The sequence below is a fragment of the Streptomyces sp. HUAS YS2 genome (assembly GCF_033343995.1).
In the GTDB taxonomy this organism is placed as follows: Bacteria; Actinomycetota; Actinomycetes; order Streptomycetales; family Streptomycetaceae; genus Streptomyces; species Streptomyces solicathayae.
The window spans coordinates 7,805,398-7,828,950 of record NZ_CP137573.1 but is presented as its reverse complement, the minus strand read 5'-3'; the positions used below and the strand labels follow the sequence as shown (position 1 = coordinate 7,828,950).

General features: G+C 70.9%; 17 protein-coding genes. 8 read left to right on the top strand and 9 right to left on the bottom strand.

Translation table 11 applies throughout. The features are described from left to right. Nucleotides 1-237 precede the first annotated feature (237 nt). Entirely contained in the window at nucleotides 238-1,569 is a 1,332-nt protein-coding gene (locus tag R2D22_RS35835; protein ID WP_318109479.1) for a sensor histidine kinase, read from the top strand. Next, entirely contained in the window at nucleotides 1,566-2,306 is a 741-nt protein-coding gene (locus tag R2D22_RS35830) for a response regulator transcription factor (RefSeq protein WP_318109478.1), read from the top strand. The genes R2D22_RS35835 and R2D22_RS35830 overlap by 4 nt, the downstream gene beginning before the upstream one ends. A 54-nt stretch (nucleotides 2,307-2,360) precedes the next feature. Here the strand turns inward: R2D22_RS35830 and R2D22_RS35825 are convergent, their stop codons facing one another. Together R2D22_RS35825 and R2D22_RS35820 are read right to left on the bottom strand one after the other, a co-directional pair. Beyond that, nucleotides 2,361-2,738: a MerR family transcriptional regulator gene (locus R2D22_RS35825; RefSeq protein WP_318109477.1), complete on the bottom strand. Its 378-nt coding sequence runs from the start codon at nucleotides 2,736-2,738 to the stop codon at nucleotides 2,361-2,363. 53 nt (nucleotides 2,739-2,791) lie between these two features. Then, nucleotides 2,792-3,817, bottom strand: coding sequence for an MDR family NADP-dependent oxidoreductase (locus R2D22_RS35820; RefSeq protein ID WP_318109476.1), 1,026 nt, complete (start codon nucleotides 3,815-3,817; stop codon nucleotides 2,792-2,794). A 231-nt stretch (nucleotides 3,818-4,048) separates the two neighbouring features. On the opposite strand from R2D22_RS35820, the gene R2D22_RS35815 reads away from it, so the two are divergent. Then, nucleotides 4,049-4,576, top strand: a complete 528-nt coding sequence (locus tag R2D22_RS35815; RefSeq protein ID WP_318110181.1) for an NUDIX hydrolase family protein — start codon at nucleotides 4,049-4,051, stop codon at nucleotides 4,574-4,576. Nucleotides 4,577-4,645: 69 nt separating this feature from the next. On the opposite strand, the gene R2D22_RS35810 is transcribed toward R2D22_RS35815, so the two are convergent. Next, nucleotides 4,646-5,191, bottom strand: coding sequence for a hypothetical protein (locus R2D22_RS35810; RefSeq protein ID WP_318109475.1), 546 nt, complete (start codon nucleotides 5,189-5,191; stop codon nucleotides 4,646-4,648). A 31-nt stretch (nucleotides 5,192-5,222) separates the two neighbouring features. Next, on the bottom strand, nucleotides 5,223-13,844 hold the full coding sequence (locus tag R2D22_RS35805; protein WP_318109473.1) for a golvesin C-terminal-like domain-containing protein: 8,622 nt from the start codon (nucleotides 13,842-13,844) through the stop codon (nucleotides 5,223-5,225). Between the two features lie 451 nt (nucleotides 13,845-14,295). Between R2D22_RS35805 and R2D22_RS35800 the strand changes: the two genes are divergently transcribed. The 3 genes from R2D22_RS35800 (at nucleotide 14,296) to R2D22_RS35790 (ending at nucleotide 16,511) form a co-directional block, all read left to right on the top strand. Then, complete coding sequence (locus tag R2D22_RS35800; RefSeq protein ID WP_318109472.1) at nucleotides 14,296-14,967, top strand: helix-turn-helix transcriptional regulator; 672 nt, start codon at nucleotides 14,296-14,298, stop codon at nucleotides 14,965-14,967. A 32-nt stretch (nucleotides 14,968-14,999) separates the two neighbouring features. Then, nucleotides 15,000-15,509: a DUF3291 domain-containing protein gene (locus tag R2D22_RS35795; protein WP_318109471.1), complete on the top strand. Its 510-nt coding sequence runs from the start codon at nucleotides 15,000-15,002 to the stop codon at nucleotides 15,507-15,509. 75 nt (nucleotides 15,510-15,584) lie between these two features. Further along, a complete protein-coding gene (locus R2D22_RS35790; RefSeq protein ID WP_318109470.1) occupies nucleotides 15,585-16,511 on the top strand; it encodes a CE1 family esterase in 927 nt (308 codons plus the stop codon). Nucleotides 16,512-16,531: 20 nt separating this feature from the next. Here R2D22_RS35790 and R2D22_RS35785 read toward each other — a convergent pair whose 3' ends face one another. The 3 genes from R2D22_RS35785 to R2D22_RS35775 all read right to left on the bottom strand — a co-directional run bounded on the left by R2D22_RS35785 (nucleotide 16,532) and on the right by R2D22_RS35775 (nucleotide 19,023). After that, nucleotides 16,532-17,629 (bottom strand): baeRF2 domain-containing protein, encoded by a 1,098-nt coding sequence (locus tag R2D22_RS35785; protein WP_318110179.1) that lies wholly within the window; start codon nucleotides 17,627-17,629, stop codon nucleotides 16,532-16,534. A 121-nt stretch (nucleotides 17,630-17,750) separates the two neighbouring features. Further along, complete coding sequence (locus R2D22_RS35780) at nucleotides 17,751-18,206, bottom strand: YbhB/YbcL family Raf kinase inhibitor-like protein (RefSeq protein WP_318109469.1); 456 nt, start codon at nucleotides 18,204-18,206, stop codon at nucleotides 17,751-17,753. 7 nt (nucleotides 18,207-18,213) lie between these two features. After that, nucleotides 18,214-19,023 carry a DUF4389 domain-containing protein gene (locus R2D22_RS35775; protein WP_318109466.1) on the bottom strand — a complete coding sequence of 270 codons (810 nt, stop codon included), beginning with the start codon at nucleotides 19,021-19,023 and terminating at the stop codon, nucleotides 18,214-18,216. Nucleotides 19,024-19,209: 186 nt separating this feature from the next. On the opposite strand from R2D22_RS35775, the gene R2D22_RS35770 reads away from it, so the two are divergent. Next, complete coding sequence (locus R2D22_RS35770; protein WP_318109464.1) at nucleotides 19,210-19,959, top strand: hypothetical protein; 750 nt, start codon at nucleotides 19,210-19,212, stop codon at nucleotides 19,957-19,959. Between the two features lie 75 nt (nucleotides 19,960-20,034). Here the strand turns inward: R2D22_RS35770 and R2D22_RS35765 are convergent, their stop codons facing one another. Further along, complete coding sequence (locus R2D22_RS35765; protein WP_318109462.1) at nucleotides 20,035-21,186, bottom strand: AI-2E family transporter; 1,152 nt, start codon at nucleotides 21,184-21,186, stop codon at nucleotides 20,035-20,037. Nucleotides 21,187-21,280: 94 nt separating this feature from the next. Continuing rightward, nucleotides 21,281-22,675 (bottom strand): DEAD/DEAH box helicase, encoded by a 1,395-nt coding sequence (locus R2D22_RS35760; RefSeq protein WP_318109461.1) that lies wholly within the window; start codon nucleotides 22,673-22,675, stop codon nucleotides 21,281-21,283. Between the two features lie 219 nt (nucleotides 22,676-22,894). Between R2D22_RS35760 and R2D22_RS35755 the strand changes: the two genes are divergently transcribed. After that, entirely contained in the window at nucleotides 22,895-23,536 is a 642-nt protein-coding gene (locus tag R2D22_RS35755; protein WP_411977175.1) for a DNA alkylation repair protein, read from the top strand. Nucleotides 23,537-23,553 lie beyond the last annotated feature (17 nt).

Sequence of the window (23,553 nt, the reverse complement as noted above, 5' to 3'; positions counted from 1 at the left end):
GCGTTCACCGGCTTGGTCATGGGAGGGCTCCTTGGGTACGGGCATCCGACTCCCCGGACGCTAGGAGCGCGTCCGGTCGGTGCGCGTCGCTCGCCCGGACCCTTTGCCGTACCTCATCGGGATGACCGGCCGGCACGTCATCCTTTCGATGTACCTGCCCGGAGTACGCCGGGCGCCGGGAAGTGGCCGCTGAGGCGGAGTACGAGCGGTTCGGGGCCGGGCGACAATGAGCCGGTGATGAACGTACGTACGACGCTGGAGCGGTGGGGAGGCTCGGGCCTCACCGGCCGCGAGGCCGTCCGCAAGGCGGTTCGCGACGCTCGGTCGCCTGTCGGTCCGCCACTGCGGCTCAGCCTTCGCAGCCGGCAGTTCGACGTACTGGTGGCGCTGATACTCGGCATCGCCACCGTGCACTACGGCATCGACAACGCCGACGTCGTCGTGGTGCGGGAGATCGCGCCCGGAGTGCAGTACGCCATCCCGCGCCCCGCCGGCGCCGGCGGCATGGCCTTCATGGTGGCCCTCGCGGGCATCGCCTCCGGTGCGGTGGCGCTGCGGCGCCGCTTCCCGCTCGCCGTGCTGTGCGTCGTGACGGTCGCGGTCCTGGCGACGCCCCAGAGTGTGCTGCGGCTGACGTTGTACGCGTTCGTGATCGCCGTCTACAGCGCCGCGGTGTACAGCCCTTACCGGGTGGCGACCCTCGCGGCGCTGCCGGTGTCGATCCTGCTGGTCGGCACTTCGGGGGACTCGGTGACACCGATCGTCCCCAACGAGTACGTCGTCCTGCTGATCCTGGTCCCGATGGCGGGAGCCGCCCTCGGGCTGCGCACCTGGAAACTCCGGACCGACGAGGGCCGCGCCCGGCTCGCCGATCTGGAGCGCCAACAGGCCGAGGCGCTGCGCCGGGCGGTCGAGCACGAACGCGCGCGGATCGCCCGGGAACTGCACGACGTCGTCACCCACAACGTCAGTGTGATGGTCATTCAGGCGGGTGCCGCGCGCAAGATCATGGCGACCGCCCCCGAGCAGGCGGGCGAGGCCCTCCTCGCCGTCGAGGCCGGAGGCCGGGCGGCCATGACCGAACTGCGCCACGTCATGGGCCTGCTCACCATGACCGGTGACGGCCGGCCGGCGGACGAGGCGGGAGACCTGGCCGACGACGACGCCGAGCTGGCGCCGCAACCCGGGTTGGACGAGCTGGACACTCTCGTCGCACGCGTACGGGACGCCGGACTGCCGGTCGACCTGACCGTGACCGGCCCGCCCCGCGAGATCCCGCCAGGCATCGAACTCGCCGCCTACCGCGTGGTCCAGGAAGCCCTGACCAACACCGTGAAGCACGCGTCCGGGGCCACCGCCCGTGTGACGGTCGAGTACCGACCGGAGCTGCTCCGGGTGGAGGTCACCGACACCGGAGGCCACGCGGGCCCGGGCGCGGCCACCGGAAACGGCCGGGGCCTCATCGGGCTGCGGGAGCGACTCGCCCTCTACGACGCGACCCTGACCGCCGGCCCGCGCCCGACCGGCGGTTACGGTGTGGAAGCCCTGATCCCCCTGGAGGCACCGTGACCGAGCAGGCACCGCCACGTGTGCTTCTGGCCGACGACCAGACCCTGGTCCGTACCGGATTCCGAATGATCCTCACCGCCGACGGCATCGACGTCGTCGCCGAGGCGACCAACGGGGCCGAGGCCGTCGAAACGGCCCGCCGCACGCGCCCCGACGTGATCCTGATGGACATCCGCATGCCGGTGATGGACGGCCTGGAAGCCACCCGCCGCATCCTGACCGGCGCGCCGGGCGAACCCCGCGTCATCATCCTGACCACGTTCGACCTCGACCGGTACGTGTACGCGGCCCTGACCGCCGGGGCCAGCGGCTTCCTCCTCAAGGACGTCACGCCGGAACACCTCGCCACGGCCGTCCGCACCGTCCGTACCGGCGACGCGCTCCTCGCACCGGCCATCACCCGCCGCCTCGTCCAGCGGTTCGCCCGACACGGCGGCAGCGAGACGGGCGCGCTCCACCGCGACCTCACCCCGCTCACCCCGCGCGAACTCGAAGTCCTCGGTCTGCTCGCCCGAGGACTCAGCAACGCCGAACTCGCCACCCGCCTCCACCTGGCCGAAGCAACCGTCAAGACCCACATCGCCCGCATCCTCGCCAAACTCGGGCTCCGCGACCGTGTCCAAGCCGTCATCACCGCCTACGAGACCGGACTCGTCAGCGCCGGAGAGCGCGAGTCCTCCGCCCGAGGGAGCGGCACCACCGAGCAGATTCAGACCGAGGCCCACGAACAGAGCTGAGCCTGTCCGAGGTCGCCCGGGCGGCGTCACCGCGACGTGGTCGCAGACCCCCGCTCAGTCCCCGGCCGCCCTCCGGGCGAGGCTCTCCCGAAGGGCGGCCAGTCGGCCGATCTCGGCGTCCAGCGCCGCGAGTCTCCGGCCGACGACCCCGGAGGCGCCCGCACCGACAGAGCCATGCGCGACGGATCCGCAGCGCGGGGGCGGGTCTTCGGTGAGCAGGTGGAGCCGGTCGGCACACTCGCGCAGGTCCTCGACCGTGAGTCCGAGGCTCAGCAGGTCCCGGATGACACGGACGCGCGCGACCTCGCCGGGCCCGTACTCCCGCTGCCCCGAAGCCGTACGGACGGGCGCGGGCAGCAACCCGCGCTGTTCATAGAACCGGAGCGCCCTGGGCGTCGTCCCGGCCGCTGCTGCCGCTTCGCCTATCCGCATCTCTCCCCCGCTCCTCCATCCCCGCTCCCCCGCTCTCCGGCCGGCCGCGGCTGCTAGAGCTCGACCACGACCGCCCCGAAGTGCCTGCCCGCGATCAACTCCTGCAACGCCCGCGGCGCGCGATCGATGCCCGCGATCCGCGAGTGGGGGAAGGTGATCTCGCCGGACCGCAGCCAGTCACCGAATCGGCCGGTCCACTCCTCCTCCACATCAGGATGGTCCGCACCGCTGTACCCGCGCAGCGAGACTCCCCTCACCACCAGTCGGAAGGCATCGATCTCCACCGGGGCGCTGCCGCCCGAACCCTGCGCGGACAGCTGCCCGGACAGGGCGCCGACCAGAGCGAACCGCGCGCCCTGGCGCGCCGCACCCACTGCCGCGACCAGGTCTTCGCCGGCGACCGTGTCCACCAGGACGTCGATGCCTTCGGGCGCCACCTCCGCAAGCTGCGCCGCGACGGATCCGGCGCCGCGGACCACGACCGCGTCGAAGCCCAGCTCGCGGACCAGCCGCTCCGCCTTCCACGGCGAGCCGGTGCTCCCGATCACCTTCCCGGCGCCCAGCAGCCGGGCGATCTGCCCCGCCAGGGAACCCACCGCTCCCGCCGCTCCGGCCACGAAGACGACGTCTCCCTCGCGCACCCCCGCAAGGCGGGTCAACGCACCATAGGCCGCCGATCCTTGGGCGAGGTGCGCCACCGGATCGGGCAGCGCGTCGCCCAGCGGCGTGCACTCGGCGGCGGGCAGCAGGGCGTACTCACGCCAGCCGAGCAGGTGGGCCACCGGGTCGCCCGGGCGCAACCGGCTGTCGGGCGACGCGGCGACGACCTCGCCGACGGCGGGGCCGAACAGGGTGTCGCCGCTGCGCAGCGCAGGCAGCGGCACGCCGTCGGTCTCACCGCCGATGAGGGTACGCAGGCCGGGGAAGACCAGGAAGTGACGGTTCCTGACGAGCACCTGGCCCGGTCCGGGCTCGGGCAACGGCGTCTCGACCACGGTGAAGTGTTCCTCTGCGGGCAGTCCCGACGGACTGGTGGCCAGACGGACCTCACGGACGGTTCGGGGCAGCGTCGCGCTCATGATCAGACTCCTGGGCGGTTTCCGGGCAGCGGCTCGGTAGGTGTCCACTGCGAGGTGCGGCGACGCTAACCCTTGACCCACGCGTCAAGGTCAACCCTGTCCAGTCCCCCACGCGTCAAGGTCAACCCTGTCCCATCCCCTTCAAGGAGCTGCCCCACACCCACCCGCCTGGCAGACACGCGATTCTGGGCCACCGCCCGGCCCAGGAAGTATGATCAAGCGATGTCCGACATGACCGAGACCACACCCGGCTGGCTGAGCACGGACGAGCTGGACGTCGCCCGTGCACGGATGCCCATTCTGTACGTCGAGGCCGTTCCCGTGCGCGTGGACGACAGCGGCGAAGTGACCAGTATCGGACTGCTCCTGCGGATCGGTGCGGACGGGACGATCAGCCGGACCCTTGTGTCAGGGCGCGTCCTGCACCACGAGCGGATCCGTGACGCGCTGCTGCGCAATCTGGAGAAGGACCTGGGCCCGGTGGCCCTGCCCCGTGTTCCCTCCTCGCTACAGCCGTTCACGGTCTCCGAGTACTTCCCGACGGCCGGCGTCACGCCGTTCCACGACCCGCGCCAGCACGCTGTCTCGCTGGCCTACGTGGTGCCCGTGACCGGTGACTGCCGGCCGCGTCAGGACGCGCTGGACCTGGTCTGGTTCAGCCCGCAGGAAGCGGCCTCGGCCGCCGTGCAGAGCGAGATGCCGGGTGGGCACGGCGTCCTGCTGAAGCAGGCCCTCGCCCATGTCGGACACGTGTACTGAGCCGTTCGTCGCGCCCGCCGGGGTGCGTGGGACCGGACGTTCCCGGTCCCACGCACCGCGGCGTCCGTCTCAGCCGCGCCGTACGAAGTCGGCGCTGCCCCGGCCCCACAGGGTGACGTCACCCAGCGGGCAGTCGGGGAGGTCCGCCTTCAGCACCTTGGTGAGGAAGGCGGCCATGCCGCCCTCGTACCGGTCCCACCGCAGCTTGCCGCGGTAGTTGACGAGGACCGGCCACTTGGCGGGGTCCGGGTCGGTGGCGTCCCAGCACAGCAGGTCCGCGCTGGCGCTGACGGCCCAGGTGATCAACAGCGGTTCGGTGTCCTCCAGTTCGGGGGACTTTCCGCCGTCGGCCCACTCGTCCTCGGCGTTCGCCGTCTCCTCCAGCATCCCGTCCATGCGGGCCTGGTCGAGCGGACCCTTGGGCTCCGGCTCGAGGACCGAGAGGTAGTCCTGCACCGTTCCCGGGCCGTACTCGGCCATGAAGCGCCGGTAGTCCGGCGGGAACGGCCGCTCCCACGTGTCGGCGAGCCGGGTCCAGTCGACCGGCCGCGTGTCCCCGGCCGGCGGCGGCATCAGCCGCCGCAGCTCGTCCACGTCGGCTGACGTGCTGCTCATCGTCTCCTCCTCCGTGCTGTCCGTGGGCTCATCATGACGTACCTCCTGTGGGTACCGGGGCTCCGTTGTCCGACTGCGTCCCCAGGTTGTCGCCGGTTCTCAGGGTGTTGGGGACGATGGTGTCGAAGCTGAGGCCCATGGTGCCGTCCGGATGGGTTCCGTAGGCGGTCAGCCGGAACCCGGTGGGCACGGTCCGGGCTCCGTCGTAGATGGGTGTCACGGTGTACATGACGTCCTGGCCGGACATCACGGCGTCGTACACCTGGGACTCGTAGGACCGCATGTGGTCGTCGCCCTGCGGTGCCCCCCGCTGCTTGGCGTTGGCGCCGCGCGAGCAGGTGGCCAGGTTGCGCCGGTCCGAGCCGGATCCGGTGAGGGCGTTGCCGAGGAGGTGGCAGGCGTTGATGTTCTGCTGCGGGTTCAGGCCCTTGTCCTCGGCGAAGTCCTGCGCCCAGCGGTATCCGGGCGGGTAGACGCTGACCGGGGAGCCGCTGTTGGACTCCACGTACTCCTTGGTCAGGCATGCCTCCACGCCGGTGGCGCGGTTTCCGTTGGCCGAGTCGGTGTCCTTGTAGTCGACCCAGCCGCCTCCGCATCCCTCGTCGTTGTCGTCGTCGTCGGTGTCCGGGTCCGGTCCCGGCCGGGGGCGGGGTGCCGGCTTCGGCTCGGGCTCGGCGGTCTCGTCGGTCGCCTCGTCCTCGGACGCCTCCTCGATCCGCTCGGCGACCTCGGTGGCGACGTACGCGACGGCGGCCACCACCGCGACGACCACCACGGCGACCACCACGGCCTCGATGAGCACCGCCGCGGCCGCTGCCGCGACGAACGGGATGGCGAAGGCGAAGTGCCCGTCGATCTCCACGTTGCTGATCGGGTTGCCACCGGTGAAGGCGTAGCGGTTGCCGGTGAAGGGGTCGCTGCCGAGGCTCATGTCGGCCAGGGCGCCGTTGTACATGTCCCGGGTGGTGAAGCGGTTCAGGCCCGGGTCGTAGTCGCGGAAGCCCATGTCGTACGTGCCGGAACCGGAGTCCCACCGCTTGGCGTTGAAGCGGTAGGAGTTGTACTCCTCCTTGGTGGGGTCGGCGGGGTCGGGTTTGTCGATCCCGGTGAACTCCGACTTGTCGTCGTTTCCGTAGGCCGTGTAGCCGTAGGTGGCCCGGGTGTCGCCGCGCTCGTCGGTGAGGGTCTCGACGTCGGTGTGGCTGTTGTAGCCGTAGTAGCCGTCCTCCTCCGTCCCGTCCTCGTTGTGCTTGACCTGCGACAGCCGCTGGCCGGACGGGGCGTACTGGTACGACTTGCTGAGTTTGCCGGCGATCTGCTCGGTGAGGACCTCCTGGGAGAGGCCGAGGTAGCGGTAGTCGGTGGTCTCGCCGTCCGCGGTCTTGGCGGCGGTGCGGTCGAGCGGGTCGTAGCGGTAGGTCGTGGACTTCATCGCCCCGCCGGCGTCCCGCTGCTGGGACTCGACGACGTGGTCGAAGCCGTCGTAGATGCTCCGGGAGACGATCTGGCCGCCGGCCGATACCGTTTCCTTCCGGCCCAGCGGGTCGTAGGTGAAGGTGGAGGCGGAGCCGCCGGTGACGGACCGCTGCAGCCGGTTGCGGTCGTACTCGAAGGTGGTGGAGACGCCGCCCACGGTCTGGTCGACGACGTTGGCGTTGTCGTCGTGGACGTAGGTCTCCGTGGCCGCGCCGTTGCCGGTCTTGACCGACTTGGCGATCCGGTCGACCGGGTCGTAGGTGTAGTCGGTGGTCGAGTCGAGGTACGCCGCGTGGTTGTCGGCGTTCATCTTCTTCGCGACGTCCCGCGCCTTGTTGCCGTTGGCGTCGTAGGTGTACGCGTGCGAGGCGACCAGGGTGGTGCCGTCGGCCTTCTTCTCCGTGCTGGTCTTGACGAGCCCGTCACGGAAGTAGGTGTGGCCGACGGTGTTGCCGTTGTCCTTGGTCTCCCGGGTCACCTGGCCGAGGTCGTCGTAGGTGTAGCCGGAGACCTTGGGGTCGGGGTCGGTGGGCGATTCGCCGACCGAGATGGACTTGACCTTCTCCCGCAGGTCGTAGGTGTACTTCGAGTACTGGTCGGGGTGCTTGACGGTCTCGGGCTGGCCGTTCGCGTCGTAGGTGTAGTCGGTGCTGGTCCTCGTCTGTCCCGCGAGGGACTCGGTGACCCGGGACACCTGGTTGAGCTCGGTGTAGGCGAGGGTGTACGCGTCGACCTCGGCGCCGGGCGACTTGTCGTCGATCAGCGAGAGGTTGCCGTTGACGTCGTAGGAGTACTGGAAGTGGTGCTTCTCCGTGTCGGTCTCGCCGGAGATGTCCCGCACCAGCTTGACGCCGTCGGCCACGACGGCGCCGTCGGTGCTCTGCGTGAGTTCCAGACTCGCGCCGTCGCCCTGGGCGAAGGTGTAGCTGCCCAGCTGCACCCAGGCTCCGGCCCCGGTGGACTGGTCGACGGTCTTGTCCGTGCTGCCGCCGATGTGGGTGATCTTGTACCGGGCCGTCCTGCTGGCCCCGCTGACCTGCGGGAACTTCACGTAGGCGGTGTAGGTGCCCGCTTTGGGGACGTTCAGTTTCCAGGTGAACCGGTCGGTTCCGGCGCCCGCGGCGTGGATGTGGTGGTCGTATCCCTGCTGTCCGGTGCCGCTCGCCCGGGTCCAGGTGCCGGTGGTGCCGGTGTGCTGGACGTCGGAGTTGTCGACGAGCGGGACGGCGGTGCCGACCGGGACGCCGTCGTCGGTCTTGTCCTTCAGCTTGCCGCTCGGGTAGTACGTCCAGCCCATGGTGCGGCTGACGGAACCGCCGGCGGAGGTGAGGGTGCGGGACGTCTGGAGTCCGAGGTCGTCGTACTCGTACGCGGTGGAGATGTCCCAGGGGTCGGTGGAGGACCTCAGCCACCCGTTGTCGAAGTAGCTGTACTTCGTGTCGTTGCGGACCGTCTGGCCCTTGGACGCGGGGAGCGAGGTGCGTTCCACCCGTCCGGCCGCGTCGTAGACGGTCTCGGTGTAGACGTTCGGGCTGTTGTAGCGGGAGTCGGACGGGTCGAACGCCAGGTAGTTCTTGACCGGGCGGTTCAGCGCGTCGTACTCGACGCGGGTGGCGAAGTCGTCCGGGTTCGCGGTCTCGGTGCCCCGCGGGCTGATCACCCGGGTGCTGTTGCCCACCTCGTCGTACTCGTAGCGGGTGGTGCGGTAGGTGACGTCGTCGGTGGCGCCCTCGTGCGGCACCTTGACCTCGGTCTGCTTGCCGCGCTCGTCGTAGTCGAACAGGGTCGTGGAGCCCGCGGCGTTGGTCGCGGTGCGCAGCAGCGCGTCCTTGTCGTAGCCGCGTGTGGTGGCGACGCCGAGCGGGTCGGTCACCTTGGTGAGGCGGTGTTCGAGGTCGTACTCCATCTTCGACGCGAAGTCGTCGGGGTCCGACGTGGCGTTCTTCTTCGGGTCGACGACGGTGACGTTGTTGCCGACGGAGTCGTACGCGTAGGAGGTCTTGTGGCCGAGGGCGTCGGTCTGGGCCGTCAGCTGGTAGATCTCGTCGTACGTGTAGACGGTGGTGTAGTCGTCGGGGATCTGCGGGGTCGCGGTGCCCTGCGGATCGGTGATCGTCTTGACGTGACCGGCCCGGTCGTAGGTGTAGCTGGTGGTGCGCTCGGGCGCGGTCGGGGTGTCCTTGGGCGCGCTCGCCGAGGTGATCTGGTCGGCCGCGTCGTAGACGGCGGTCGAGACCGCCCCGTTGGGCGCGATGGCCCTGGTGACGTTGTCGTTGGCGTCGTACACCGGTGCCGGGGTGCTGATCAGCTGGTCGCGGGCCTGGTCCTTGGGGACGGTGCGGACCAGCGGGCGGCCGTAGGTGTCGTAGGTCTGGGTGGTCCTGTGCTGCAGCGGGTTGGTGACCTGCCCGACGCGGCCGCGCTCGTCGTAGACGAACGCGGTGGTCTGCCCCAGCGCGTTCGTGATCTTCGCCGGGTATCCGGTCGGTCCGAACTCGCTGTTGAGGGTGGCGTGGCCGTTGGCGTCGGTCGACCTGGTCAGCAGGCCCTGGGAGTTGTACTCGTACGTGGTGGTGTAGTCACCGGCTTCGGTGGTGGCGACGCCCTTGGGGTCGGTGACCGTCTTGAGGTTGCCGAAGGTGTCGTACCCGAACTCCCAGGTACGGCCCTCCGGTGAGATCTTGCGGTAGAGGTCGGACGAGTATCCGTCCAGCCGCTTGACGTACTCGAACCGCTGCGCGTCGGCCGGATGTCTTCCGGGGGCGCAGTCGCTCTGCGGTGGCACGCCGTTCCGGTTGTTCTCCGCGGTGCGCTTCCACAGCGGGTAGCCGGTGAGCGGGTCGTAGCAGAATGCGGTCCGGGCGCCGTTGGCCTCCTCCATGTAGGTGACGTTGTTGTCGGCGTCCCAAGCGAGCTCGGTGGTCTGGGACTTGGCGTTGACGGAGGTCACGGGCCGGCCGAAGTCGTCGGTCGTGTACGTCGTCAGCCGGCCTTCGGCGTCCGTGATGCCGGTGACCGTGTGCGCGGTGTCGGCGGTGTCCGGCCGGTACGCGAACCGTGTCGGCCCGCCCGTCCGGTCGGTGATGGTCTGGGTCCACCAGTGGTACTTCGGGTCGTCGCCCTCGCTGGGGTAGTAGTACCCGAGGCCGGTGGCGTTGCCGCGCGGGTCGGTGATCTTGACCAGCTTGACGTTCTTGTTGCCCTGGGTGGCGTCGTACTCGAAGCCGAACACCTTCGGCTGGGTGGAGCCGGCGCCGTCCGTGAGGGTGGTCAGCAGCCCCTTGTCGGAGTACGCGAGGGTGAGCTTGCGGCCCGCGATGTCCGTGATCGACTTGATGTGGTCGACGATCTTCGGATTGGAGGAGTCCGCCTTGGTGAAGTAGGTGACGGTGAGCGACTGCCGGCCGGCCGGGTCGGTGATGTACGTGAGGAACTTGACCGGCTTGTTGTTGGACTTGCGCTCCTCGTAGGTGAACGTCTGGGTGTTGCCGTTCTTGTCGACGGCGGAGGTCTGGTAGCCGTCGCAGCCGAAGAGGAAGCGCGTTCCGTCGGGCCGGGTCAGGGTCCAGGCGTCCGGAACCGGGTCCTTGTCCGGGGTGCAGTCGAGGCCGGCCTTGGCCGAGAGCTTGAAGTGGACGCCGGCCGGCGCCTTCCAGCTGCCGTCCGGCTGCTTGCGGAAGACGTGCGTGGTGCCGTCGCCGTCCGGCAGCCGGACCTCGGTCGGGTGCGGGTTGGGGTGGAAGTCCAGCGGCGCGCCGAGCCTGATCGGGCCGGCCGCCTGCACGGACCACCCGTGGCCGGCGACGGTGTCCGAGGTGTCCTGGGTGTTGTAGGCGAGGCGGACGAAGGTGTTGAGCCCGCGGCCGGGGTTGTTGAAGGCGTTGTACTGCCAGACGGCGTTTCCGGCGGCGGTGTTGTTCATCAGGGACGAGCCCGCGCCGGTGTTCTTGCCGGAGTAGGAGTAGTACTTCTCCAGGCCGAGCTGGTTGGAGGTGGGCTCCTCCACGGCGACGTTCTGGCTGAGTCCGGCGGGGCCGGACGTGTCGGAGACCCAGGTGCCGGCGGCGGTGTCCCGGACGTCCCAGGTCAGCTGGTAGTCGGTCCGCTTGTTGCCCGAGGCGGAGTTGATCGGGGTGCGGACCTTCGCCTGCAGGGTCACCGAGTCACCGGGCAGCAGATCCGCGGGCAGCGCCGTCTCGAGCCGGTTGCCGCCCGTGGTCACGTCGGTGCCGTCGGGCAGTGTCCACCGGTAGCTGAGGGCGTGCGTGCCCGCCCGCCAGGTGGCCGTGGTGGTGTTGGTGAGGGTGAACTCGACGGTGTGGTCGGAGTTCGGGGTCATCCTGGCCGGGGTCGTGGGGGCGTAGTACGTCGACGCGGTGGTGGAGTCGATGTAGGTGACCGCGATCCGGGGCCGGAGCCGCGGCACGCTTGCTTCGGTGGCGGTGAAGAGGGTGCGTTCACCGGCGCCGGTCTCGTTCGCCACCTTGATCAGTACGCCGTGGTCGGCGGGCGGGTTCTTCACCCAGTCCTGTACGAGCGAGGTGACGCTCCACTGCCGGCTCGCCGGGTCGTTGGTGACCGAGCCGAGGTCGGCGGCCACGGCGCCGGTGTCGCCGCCGGGGCTCGTCCAGGTGGTGGTCGCGTCGGCGCGCTCCCAGGTCGCGGTCGACTCGTCGAAGCGGCGGGTGAGCGGCCGGAGTTCGTACGTGGCGCCCGCGGTGTCGGTGACGGTGGTGAAGCCCCAGAGTTTGACCTGGGCCTCCAGCACCCGGGCGGACTGGGGGATGCCGAGTGCCGGGAACTGCAGGGCGATGCGGCTCTTGCCGTAGGTGGCCGAGTTGTTGCCCGCCATCACCCAGGCGTTGGCCAGCCCGCCGTCCTGGACGCTGTCGTGCGGCTGGGTGGGCTGGCCCGAGGTGAGGGTGGTGTCCTGGGACGCCTCGACCAGTTTGACGGTGCGTCCGGCCTTCGGCAGCCGGACCAGCTGCGTCGATGCCGGGACGACCGTGCCGTCCTTCGTCTTCACCGCGACCATGTAGTAGTAGGCGCGGCCGGCGGGATCGGGGTCGTCGGCCCGGGTCGGCACGGCGGAGGTGTCCGTGAAGGACGTGGTGCCGGGGGCCACCGGCGCGACCAGGGTGGCGGCCGAGGGAGTGAACGTCGGGTAGACGGAGCGGTGCACCTGGTACTCGGCCAGGTCGTCGCCCGTGTCGAAGGCGGACGGGTCCTGGTACGCCGTCCAGTCCAGCTCGGCGCCGGTGTCGTGGATGGTGTCGGGTGCCGCCAGGTCCACTCCCTGCCTGCCGAAGGTCAGCACCAGGCGCGGGTAGGTGGCGTGCTCGCCGTTGTAGGCGTACTCACTGCCCTCGTAGCGGGGGCCGCCCTTGGGGGCGTTCGCGCTCTCGTCGGCGGCCTTGACGACGAAGCCGTTGTTCGTCTGGGTCCCGTCGATCCACTGCTGCACCGTCTTGGTCACCGGGAACGAGTGCCAGGTGTTGGACTGTCCCGGCTGCTTGGTGACGACGCCGCCCTTGGTGAAGCGGACCGCGTCCGCGATCACCGAGGTGGTGGTGGAGGCGGGGCCGTCGCCGAGGACGATCTTGCCCAGGGTGCCGGCCTTGAACGGGTGGGCCCCGAGGGTCTTCCAGACGCCGGCGGTGCCGGCCTGCTGGTTGACGGTGTACGCCTTGCTGCCGCCGTCGTAGGTGACGGTGTAGGGCGCGGTCGTGGCGCGGTCCGAGGCCGGGACGTAGTGCGCCTCGACCTGGTAGGTGCCGTCCTCGGGAAGGTTGGGCTGCCAGGTGTACGTGTCACCGGCGACCGAGTCCTTGTTGTACAGGTAGTCCTTGTTCACCGCGTACTGCGTGTACGCGGTGTTGCCGGAGACCGGCCAGGCTCCCTTGGCGGCGGTGGTGCCGGTGTCGCCGTCGTCGACCAGGACGGAGGTGCCGGAGAGCTCGCCGGTGATGCCCTGGGCGCTGTTCCAGGTGGCCGTGGCCTCGTTCCAGCTCGCGGTGGCGCGGTGCGCCTCCAGCCGTACCTCGTCGGCGTTCGTGGTGTGCGTCTGGTCGTAGTAGAGCTGCAGGTCCGCCGAGTCCAGCTTGGTGCCGGCCGGGACGGCGCCCAGCGGGAACTTCACCAGGGCGCGGGAGCTGCCGGTGGTGGTGTTGCCGACCGAGAGCCGCCAGCTGGTGTCGTAGTTGTCGCTGGGCCCGTCGGAGGAGATCATCACGTCCTGGGCCTGGGAAGGCGGCGGCGCGATGGCGATGGTCGGGTCGATGGTGACGGGGTACCGGCGCTCGGCGGCGGCCAGCCACGTGGCGTCCGGGGTGACCGTCACCTTCCAGCTCTTGCCCGCCCGGGTGAGCTTCTGGGCGACGGCGGTGCTGTGGGCCGTGCCGTAGGGGGACTGGGCGAGCGGCTTCGCGTCCGTCATGAAGGCGGGCGGAAGTTCGAGGAGCGGGTCCGCCCCCTCGCCGTACAGGCCGATCGAGCCGTCCTTGCGGGCCTTCGGGGTGAGGCCGCCGGGGTCCAGGGTGAAGGTGAAGGAGACGGGGCGGTCGGGGCGGGCGCGGAGGACGATGTTCTCCTTGACCCGTCCGGGGCCGACCTCGTACACGAGGTCCGCGCCCGCCACCGCGTTACGGTAGGTCACTCTGCTGCCGGCGGCGGCGGGTGCGAGGGCGCCGGCGCCTTGGAGGCCGAGGGTGACGTGATGCCCCTCGGTGGTCTCGAAACGCAGCAGCCGGTCCGGCGTGGAGCCGAACCAGCTGCGGGCGGTGTTGGTGGTGTTGGCGAAGGCGTAGCCCTGCCGGTCGGTCGCGCTGACGCCGGTGTCGATCGACTTCCAGCTCTTGCCCTCCCGGTATCCGGTGGGCACGGCCGACACCTCGGCCTGGACTCTGCCGTCGGACATCCGCCAGTAGCGGGAGTGCGTGGTGCGCTTCGCGTTCAGTTCGGCGACGCGGCGGGCCTTGGGGGCCTTGACCCCCTTGGGGAGTTTCTCTCTGCTGGGGAGTACGGCCTCTCCCCCGGCCTGTGGCTGCTGGGGGCCCTTGTCGTCGTCGGCGAACCAGCCTCGGACGATGTCCCCCAGTCCCCCACCGTCGGCGTCCGGTGCGGTGGCGGCGTAGGCCGACTGCGGTAACAGTGCGATGGTGACGGCGGAAGCGACCATCACGGCCAAGGAACGCGTTGCCCGTATTCGGTCGGTTTTGCGTCTCACTCCAACCCCTCTTTCTCTGCCCCGCGGTAGCGGCGGCTGAGTTTCCGGCACAAAAAAGAGTCCGCGCCGATGTGCCGCGAACTCAGTTCATGTCGGCGCACCTCAGGGCGCGGGGGGTTGAAGAGCAGGGCCGCCATGTTCGGGCGGTTGCTCACCAATCGGCACACCGATCACAGCCCCGAATCCTGACCGGGTGGAACCGGAGCGTCAACTACCCGTATGCGTAAGCCAAATGAGGAATCATCAGGATATTCGGCGGCGATAAGCAGCCGGCGACAGCCGATGGAGCGCTGTCACATATCTCACGTTTGGCGGGTGGGATCGATGCATTCCCGCCCGGGCGCGCGGCCGAGGCTGCGGACACCGCTCTATCTCCTACCTGCGTTGTTTCTAGAATGGCGGGATGGAGCACATCGACGCGATCGCCGCATTGCAGGACCCGGTGCGGCGCCGCCTGTACGAGTACGTGGTGGCGCAGGGCCGCGAGGTCGGGCGCAACGAGGCCGCCGAGGCGGCCGGGGTGACGCGGACACTTGCCGCGCACCATCTGGACAGGCTGACCGAGGCCGGGCTGCTGGAGAGCGGGAGCCGCCGCCTGACGGGGCGCTCGGGGCCGGGGGCCGGGCGGCCGGCCAAGGTGTACACGCGGGCGCGGGCCGAGTGGGCGGTGTCGCTGCCCGGCCGGGACTACCGCACCGCGGCCGAGCTGCTCGCCGAGACCGCCGAACAGGCGGGGCTCGACGCCGAGCTCTGCGCGGCCGCACGCCGCCGGGGCGAGGCGCTGCGTGGCGCGGCGGCGCCCTGCGGCGGCCTCGACGAGGCCATGGAGACGCTGGCCGCTCGTGGTTACGAGCCGCACCTGGAGGAAGCCGAGGACGGCGCCGACGGGGTCGTCCGGATGCGCAACTGCCCCTTCCATGCCGTCGCCGAGCGCTTCCCGCCGCTCGTCTGCGGCATGAATCTGGCGCTGCTGGAGGGGCTGTTGGGCGCGGACGGCGCCGTCCGGGCCCGCATGGACGCGCGGCCCGGCGAGTGCTGCGTGGTGGTTGAAGCTTCTAAAAACAATATTGATTGACATAGAAAACGCGGCCGTGCTGGGATGTGACCATGACCGCATCCGCGCATGGCGCACACCTCGCCCAGCTCAACATCGCCACGCTCCGACACCCGCTCGACGACCCGCGCCTGGCGCCGTTCGTCGAGCTGCTCGACCCGGTCAACTCCGCCGCCGAAGGCTCGCCCGGCTTCGTGTGGCGGCTGGTGGAGGAAGGGACCGCCGACGCCACCGGCCTGCGCCCGGCGGGCGAGGACGTGATCGTCAACCTGTCCGTGTGGGAGTCCCCTGAGTCCCTGTGGGACTTCGCCTACCGCAGCGGCCACCTGGACGCGATGCGGCGGCGGCGCGAATGGTTCGAACGGCACGTCGAGGCGCATCTGGTGCTCTGGTGGGTCCCCGCCGGTCACCTCCCCACCGTCGACGAGGCCCTGGAACGGCTGGCGGACCTGCGGGCGCACGGACCGAACCCGCGCGCGTTCACCTTCGCCTCCTCGTACACGGCGGCCGAGGCCGCCGAGCACCACAGGGCTGTGGCGGCGCAGCCCGCTCCTTCCGAATGACGCGCGCGAACCCCCGTACACGCTGAACCGCCGCTTCCTCTGGACCGCCCCCCGCACCACTGCGACCATGCTGCAATGCCGACACGCCCCTTACGGATCGCCGCTCCGACGCTGCTGATCCCCCTGGCTCTGCTGATCCCCCTCGCCGGCTGCGACACCGGCTCCGACAAGGACGACGGCGTCGGTAAGTCCCCGAAGCCTTCGGCGAGTCGGCCGGCCGAGGAGACGCCGCGCCCGGGCGACCAGAAGGTCACCATGGCCTGGCAGGGCAAACAGCGCGTCTACACGGTGCACGCGCCGCCCGGCTACACGCCGACCAGATCCCTCCCCCTGGTCGTCGTGATGCACCCCTACCCGGCCGACGGCGCGTACGCCGCCCAGCTGACCGGCTTCGACGCCAAGGCCGACAAGGAAGGCTTCCTCGTCGCGTACCCGGACGGCATGGACCAGGGGTACAACGCCCTCATCTGCTGCGGCAGCGCGGACGACGTCGGCTTCATCGGCGCGATGACGAAGCGCCTCGTCGACACGTGGAAGGCCGACCCCCGGCGCGTCTACGCCACCGGCATCTCCAACGGCGGGGACATGGCCTTCAAGCTCGCGGTCGAACTCCCGGGCACGCTCGCCGCGATCGCCCCGGTGAGCGGCGGCTACATCGGCCCGGACGCGCAGAAGCCCACGTACACGCCGAAGACCCCGGTGTCCGTCGCCACCTTCATCGGCGGCGGCGACGGTTTCGCCGGGGACTTCGAGAGGGGCGTCACGTCCTGGTCGGAACACCTGGGCTGCAAGGCGGGGCGACCCAAGAAGGTCACCGGGACCACCACCCGTACCGAGGCGAAGTGCCGCGACGGTTCGGAGCTCGTGACCTACCGGCTCCCGGACATGGGCCACAACTGGCCCGGCAGCAAGGACCTGACGATGGGTGAGACCGCCACGGGCGTCAACGCGACCGACATCATCTGGGAGTTCTTCGCGGCACACCAGAAGTCCGCGTCCTGACCGCGGCCTGAGCGGGGATGCTACGGCGGCGGAGCCGGATCCGCGTACCGCAGCAGAGCGCCCACGCCGTCACGCAGCCGCAGCTCGCCCTCCGGTACGACGACCAGCTCGGCGCCGGTGCCGACGAGGGCGCGTACGAGCGCCTCGTCGGCGCGCTCCTCACCCGGGGCGCGCACCCCGAAGGACGTCAACTCCGCCTCGGTCAGGGCGAGCTGGGTGGGCCGGGAGCCCGCCCAGAGCCGAGCCGAGGCCCCGGGCGGCCGGTTCAGCAGCAGCGCCGCGACCTGGCCGCGCTGCAGGGCCGCCACGGTCGCGGGCAGCCCCTCCGCCGTGGGCCCCTCCAGGGCACGCCGGGCGATGAACGCGTCCACCAGGTCGCAGTCGTGCGCGGCCATGTGGTCCCGGAAGACACCGCCGAGCTGTTCCTCGAGCAGGGCGCGCCCGGTGTCGGTGGGGGTTCGGCCGCCGACCCGCACGACCTTGCCGCGCAGGGCGGCCGGCAGGCGGCGGACCAGTACGTTGCACGCCCACACGTCACCGCCGACGACGACTGCGTCGGCATGGGCGCCGCGCGCCAGTTCGTCCAGGCGGTGGCCGAGTCGCACGCAGGTGCGGTGCCAGGTCGCCACGGCGACCCTGCGGTGCAGGCGCTCACCCGGGGTGACGGTGGACGCGGGCCACGTACCGGTCTCCGCCTCCAGCGTGACCCAGCCGTGGGTCTCGGCGGTCGGGAGGCCGCTGTAGTGGACGACCACGGCCAGGTACGGGATCTCCGGGACGTGCTGGGTCACGAGCGGCATCGCGTCCGGCAGGGTGCTGTAGCGCGCGGTGTCGTGCTCGGGCGGCCTCGGCAGTTCCCCGTCCAGGACGAGCGTGCCGTGGGCGGCGAAGACGGCCTGCCCGTGCACCCCCGGCACCTCCGTGTCGCTGCCGACCACGCCTTCGAGCACGTCGAGCAGTGCTCCGTCCGCCCCCTGCCGGGACAGGCTCTCGCGCAGCCGGTGCCAGCGCTGGGCGATCGCCCGCTCGGGGTGGTCGACATCCCGGGAGGTGTCCAGGTACACGGAGGCGTACGGGCCCGGCTCCGCGTAGAGGGGATCAAGGAACGACAGCCGCATCGCCACGCGCCTCCTCGCCTGCTTCCCCCTACCTCCGATGATGCGCGCACCGGAGGGCGCCGGGGGACGACCGGCACGGTGGGCCACACGTCGTGGCGCGCGGTGACGCCGCCGGCGCGGCTCAGCGCTGGTAGGTCCCGACGAGGGTGCCGGAGGCCAGCGCCCTGCCCCTGAGCGCGCGGTGCACGTCTGCGGCGCCGGGATGGTTGTGCAGCGGCAGCGGCTCGGCCAGGGCGTACAGGCGGAAGAAGTAGCGGTGCGGTCCGTGGCCCGGAGGCGGCATCGGACCGCTCCAGCCCACCCGCCCGAAGCCGTTGGGCCACGGCAGGCCGCCCTGCGGTTTCTGGCCCTCCACCACCCCGTCGGTGGCCGGATCGATGCCGGTCACCAGCCAGTGCACGAAGGTCGCGCCGGGGGCGTCGGGGTCCTCGCACAGGAGCACCAGCTCCGTGGCCTCGTGGGGCACTCCCGACCAGGTCAGGGGCGGTGAGACGTTCTCGCCCTCGCCGCTGTACCGGAGCGGGATCACCGCGCCGTCCGCGAAGGCGGTGCTGCTCAGTTCCAGTCCGTCCGCCATGACTCTCTCACCGCACCACTCGTACGACGGCCGCCGGGCCGCCGCGGCCCTTGTAGTCGTCGTGGTCCTTGTCCGAGTCGTAGTCGACCGATCCCGAGGTCAGGTTTCCGGCCAGCCCGAGCACCAGGAAGACCCAGACCAGCACCTTCGCGGGGGTGCCCAGGACGAGGGGCCGCGTCGCGGAGTACGGCTGCTCCGCGGCGGGCGGCGGGGCGTCGCCCAGGATCCCCTTCGGGTACACCGGCGTCAGCAGCATCATGTACGCCGACAGTCTCATCCGGTACCGGACGACGGCCGCGGTGGCCCCGAAGACCGGTTCGGGCAGGCGCCCCAGGATGATGCCGATCAGCCAGAACACCCAGCTGATCGCGAACCAGCCGGACTGCGCGAGGCCGCTGATGATCGCTGCCGGGATCACCAGGATCAGCCGGAAGAAGACCGCCAGGCGGTTCAGGGGGGTGCTTTGCAACCCGATCTGCACCGGGTACTCGGGGGCGTCGAAGGCGAACGGCGGGTAGCGGTCGACGAGCAGGGTCGAACTGGCCGAGACCCTGGTCTGGTAGGCGAGGACCGTGCCGAGGAAGGACGCGATCGGGTCGGGCAGCCGGCCCAGGAACAGGGCGGCGAACCAGCCCGCGATCGTGACGAAGAACGCGGCGATGGACAACAGGGCGACGACGATGAACTGGGGCAGGAGCAACAGCCAGCGCAGGAACACCGTCCAACGGCGCTGTCGGTCCGGAGGGGGTACGTCCAGGGCGGGACGCCATTCGTCGGCGTCCACGTCTGAGGGACGGGGTTCCCAGCCTGCTGCCATGGCCGTCTCCGTATCGTTCCGGCTCGCGTGGTCCCCTCGATCGTGGCGCGACGGGCCGTTCGCCGCACCGCCACGGGGGCCACTGGGACTACGGGCCGGGGGCCGCCAGGATGAGTACGCGTACTCACTCCGTACCTGGTCACCACGCCCATCCGGGGTGCTTCGGCGCTCGCATAGGGTCCTCGTATGCCTGACGAGACCATGCCACGCACGAACGAGTCACCCGACTCACCCGACTCCCCCGAATCACCCTCCGCGACCGGTGGTGAAGGCGGGACCGCGACCGGAACGCGGACCAGATCATGGGCTTCCGCCGCCGTCCGCGGCGTCCTGGGATGCGGTGGCGTCGCGCTGCTGGCTCTGCTGGCTCTGCTCGTCCCGCTCGTATGGCACAACGCGGGGTCGACGGACTTCCCCCGTGTCGCGCCCGAGGAGATGGCGGACCATGCCCTCCGGCGTTCCCAGGAGGCCTACGGGGTCCTGGGCTTCACCCGCACCATCCGACCGGGGGTCGAGGACCTCGGCGTCAGTACGGAGAACACGCTCGGCTCCGACTACTGCCACGACGGGGGCCTGCTGGGGATGGAGGACAAGACCGTCGACGGCGCCTACTCGATGCACCACAGCTGGGCGCTGGACCGCGTGCCGGCGAGCCAGGCCGTCCCGGGCATGCGACGGCTGCACCAGCATCTCAAGGACGAGGGCTGGGAGATCACGTCGTACCGCGAGGGCACGAAGAGCGGGGACTGGGACCTGTTCGTCCAGCGGGACGACGGCGACGAGCGGATGTCCTTCACCTGGTTCGCGGATCGTGAGTACTTCATGGGCGGCGCGAGCGTGCCCTGCGCCTACGACCCGGAGTGGAAGACCGGCGACGTCGGGTCCGCCGGAGACCATCTGAGGCCGCCCGCCTTCGGGCCGGCACCGGGCAGCTAGGGCCGGTCCTGGCCGGCCGACGCGTGCGCCGGCGAAAAGTGAAGGGCGGGCCGCGATGCGGCCCGCCCTTCGGGGTTACGGCGCGATGGGAGCGGGAGTCGGTGTCCCGTCGGCGTCCGGTTCCTGCTGCGGTTCCTGCTCCGGTTCCTGTTGCGGTTCCTGTCGCGGTTCGCCGAGCTGCTCGCGCAGGTAGTTCCAGAACACCCCGATCAGCGCGGCGAACGGGACGGCGAGGAGGCTGCCCACGATGCCGGCCAGGCTGCCGCCGAGCGTCACGGCCAGCAGCACGACGGCCGCGTGCAGGCCGAGCCCGCGGCTCTGGATCATGGGCTGGAACACGTTGCCCTCCAGCTGCTGCACCACGACGATGATCGCCAGGACGATCAGTGCGTCGGTGACACCGTTCGACACGAGGGCGATCAGCACCGCGACCAGTCCGGCGAACAGGGCGCCGATGATCGGCACGAACGCCGAGACGAAGGTCAGTACGGCCAGCGGCAGCACCAGCGGGATGTCGAGGATCCACAGGCCGATGCCGATGGCCACGGCGTCGAGGAGGCCGACGAAGGCCTGGCTGCGCACAAAAGCGCCCAGGGTGTCCCAGCTGCGCTCCGCCACGATCGGGACGTCGACGGCGAGCCGCCCGGGGAGCTGGCGGGACAGCCACGGCAGGAACCGCGGGCCGTCCTTCAGGAAGAAGAACATCAGGAACAGGGCCAGGAACGCCGTGACCACGCCGTTGAACACGGTGCCCACGCCGGACGCGACCGCGGTGACCATGCTGCCGATGCTGTCCTGGACGCGGGCGACCGCCGTGTCGAAGGCGCCCGAGATCTCGTCGTCGCCGATGTTCAGCGGCGGGCCGGCGGCCCACTCGCGCAACCGCTGGATTCCCTCGATCACGCCCTGCGAGAGTTCGCCGGACTGCGAGGCGACCGGGACCGCGATGAGCGCGACGATGCCGGCGACGAGCAGCAGGAACGACACCGTGACGACGCCCGCGGCCAGGGCGGGGGGCCAGCCGTGCCGCCGCAGGAAACGGGTCAGCGGCCAGGTCAGGGTGGTGAGGAACAGGCCCACTATGAGCGGCCAGACGACCGACCACATGCGGCCCACGAGCCACAGGGCCGCCGCGGCCATCAGCAGGACCAGCAACGACTCGGCGGACACGCGAGCCGCTGTGCGCAGCGCGCCGGCGGCTTTCGTGGAACTCAACGTGGGAGACATGGGGGCCACCCTATGGACCGGCCGGTCCACGCCGCTGCGCCGCCCCCGTACTTGACGCCCCCCGTTGATGCCCGGCGCTCGATCTCCCGCGGCGTCAGCGCCCCTTGCGTACGCGGGCCGCCGCGCGGGCTTCGGCGATCTTGCGGGCCTCGGCGGACTTGCGGGACTCCTTGGGGCGGCCCGGTCGCGTCCCGAGGCCGCGGAACGGGGCGTTTCCGCCAGTGGTCTTGGTCTCGACGGGCGGGCGCTTCGCACCGGTGATGGCGGTCAGCTGCGCCTCGCCGGAGCGCACCTGCGTGACGGTCGGCCGGACGCCCGCCTCGGACATCAGCCGGTTCACGTCGCGCCGTTGGTTGGGGGTGACCAGCGTCACGACGATCCCGGACTCCCCGGCGCGCGCCGTCCGCCCGCCGCGGTGCAGGTAGTCCTTGGCGTCGGCCGGCGGGTCGACGTTGACGACCAGGTCGAGTGCCTCGACGTGGATGCCGCGCGCCGCGACGTTGGTGGCCACGAGCACGGTGACCGCGCCCTCCTTGAACTGGGCGAGCGTGTGGGTGCGCTGCGGCTGGGACTTGCCGCTGTGCAGGGCGGCGGCCCGTACGCCGCTGGCCCGCAGGTGACGGGTGAACTGGTCCACGGACGCCTTGGTGTTCAGGAACATCAGGACCCGGCCGTCGCGCGCGGCGATCTCGGTCGCGGTCGCGTACTTGTCCGCGGCGTGGATGTTGAGCACATGGTGGTCCATCGCGGTGCCCGAGCCGGCCGCGGGGTCGACCGAGGCGAGCACCGGGTCGTTCAGGTGCTTGCGCACCAGCTGCTCGACGTCGCGGTCGAGCGTGGCGGAGAACAGCAGCCGCTGGCCCTCGGGCCGGACCTGTTCGAGGATGTCCGAGACCTGCGGCAGGAACCCCAGGTCGCACATCTGGTCCGCCTCGTCCAGGACCGTGATCCGGACGTGGTTCAGGAGGCAGTCCCGCCGCGACACCAGGTCGGTCAGCCGCCCGGGCGTCGCGACGACCACGTCGGCGCCGGCCCGCAGCTCCGCCGTCTGCCGGTTCATCGAAAGACCGCCGACCACCGTCGCGAGCCGCACGTTCAGCGCCCGCGCGTACGGCGTCAGCGCGTCGGTCACCTGCTCGGCGAGCTCCCGGGTCGGTACGAGGACCAGCGCGAGCGGCCGCTTCGACTCCGCCCGCGTTCCTGCCGTACGGACGAGGAGCGCGAGCCCGAAGGCCAGCGTCTTGCCGGAGCCGGTCCGCGCCCGGCCGAGGACGTCGCGGCCGGCCAGCGCGTGCGGCAGGGTCGCCGCCTGGATCGGGAACGGCGCCGTCACGCCGAGTCCGGTCATCGTCTCCAGGAGCTCGGGCGGCAGCCCGAGCCCTTCGAAGGACTCGGCCGGGGGCAGCTCCGCGGCGGCCGTCCCCGGCGCTGACGCCTGCTGGGGCTCGTCGGCGCGGGAGGTGGTGGGGGCGGGCGGCTTCGCGTTCATGGGAACCTTCCTCGGTCTGGCGCCCGGAACGCGCCGGGGCCCGTACCCCTCGGTACGGGCCCCGGCGGTGTCGAAGCGTGACCCCATTTTACCAGCGAGCGCCCGGGCCCCGGCCTGGCCGGGTTCCGGGCAGGGCCGTCGTAGGCTGAACGCCCCTCGTGATGGACAGGAGACCCAGTGGCCGAGACGACGGTGGCCGAGACGACCGTGTCCGAGGTGATGGCCGAGCTGGCCGGGCTCGAGGACGCGAAGACGCGCAAGGTGAACGAGAGGCACGGTGACGATCACGGTGTGAACCTCGGGAAGCTGCGCGCGCTCGCGAAGCGGCTGAAGACGCAGCAGGAGCTCGCGTGCGGCCTGTGGGAGACCGAGGACACGGCGGCGCGGCTGCTGGCGCTGCTGATCTGCCGGCCGAAGGCGTTCGGCCGGGACGAGCTGGACACCATGCTGCGTGAGGCGCGTACGCCCAAGGTGCACGACTGGCTCGTGAACTACGTGGTGAAGAAGAACCCGCACGCCGAGGAACTCCGCCTGGCGTGGACCGCCGATCCCGACCCGGTGGTCGCGAGCGCCGGCTGGGCGCTGACCACCGAGCGCGTGGCCAAGAAGCCCGAGGGCCTCGACCTCGCGGGACTGCTCGACACCGTCGAGGCGGAGATGAAGGACGCCCCGGACCGCCTGCAGTGGGCGATGAACCACTGTCTGGCCCAGATCGGGATCGAGCACCCCGAGTACCGCACCCGTGCGATCGGCATCGGGGAGCGGCTCGAGGTGCTCAAGGACTACCCGACCTCGCCGGGCTGCACGTCGCCGTTCGCACCCGTGTGGATCACGGAGATGGTGCGGCGGCAGGGGGACTGACCTCCGGCCGGGGCGAC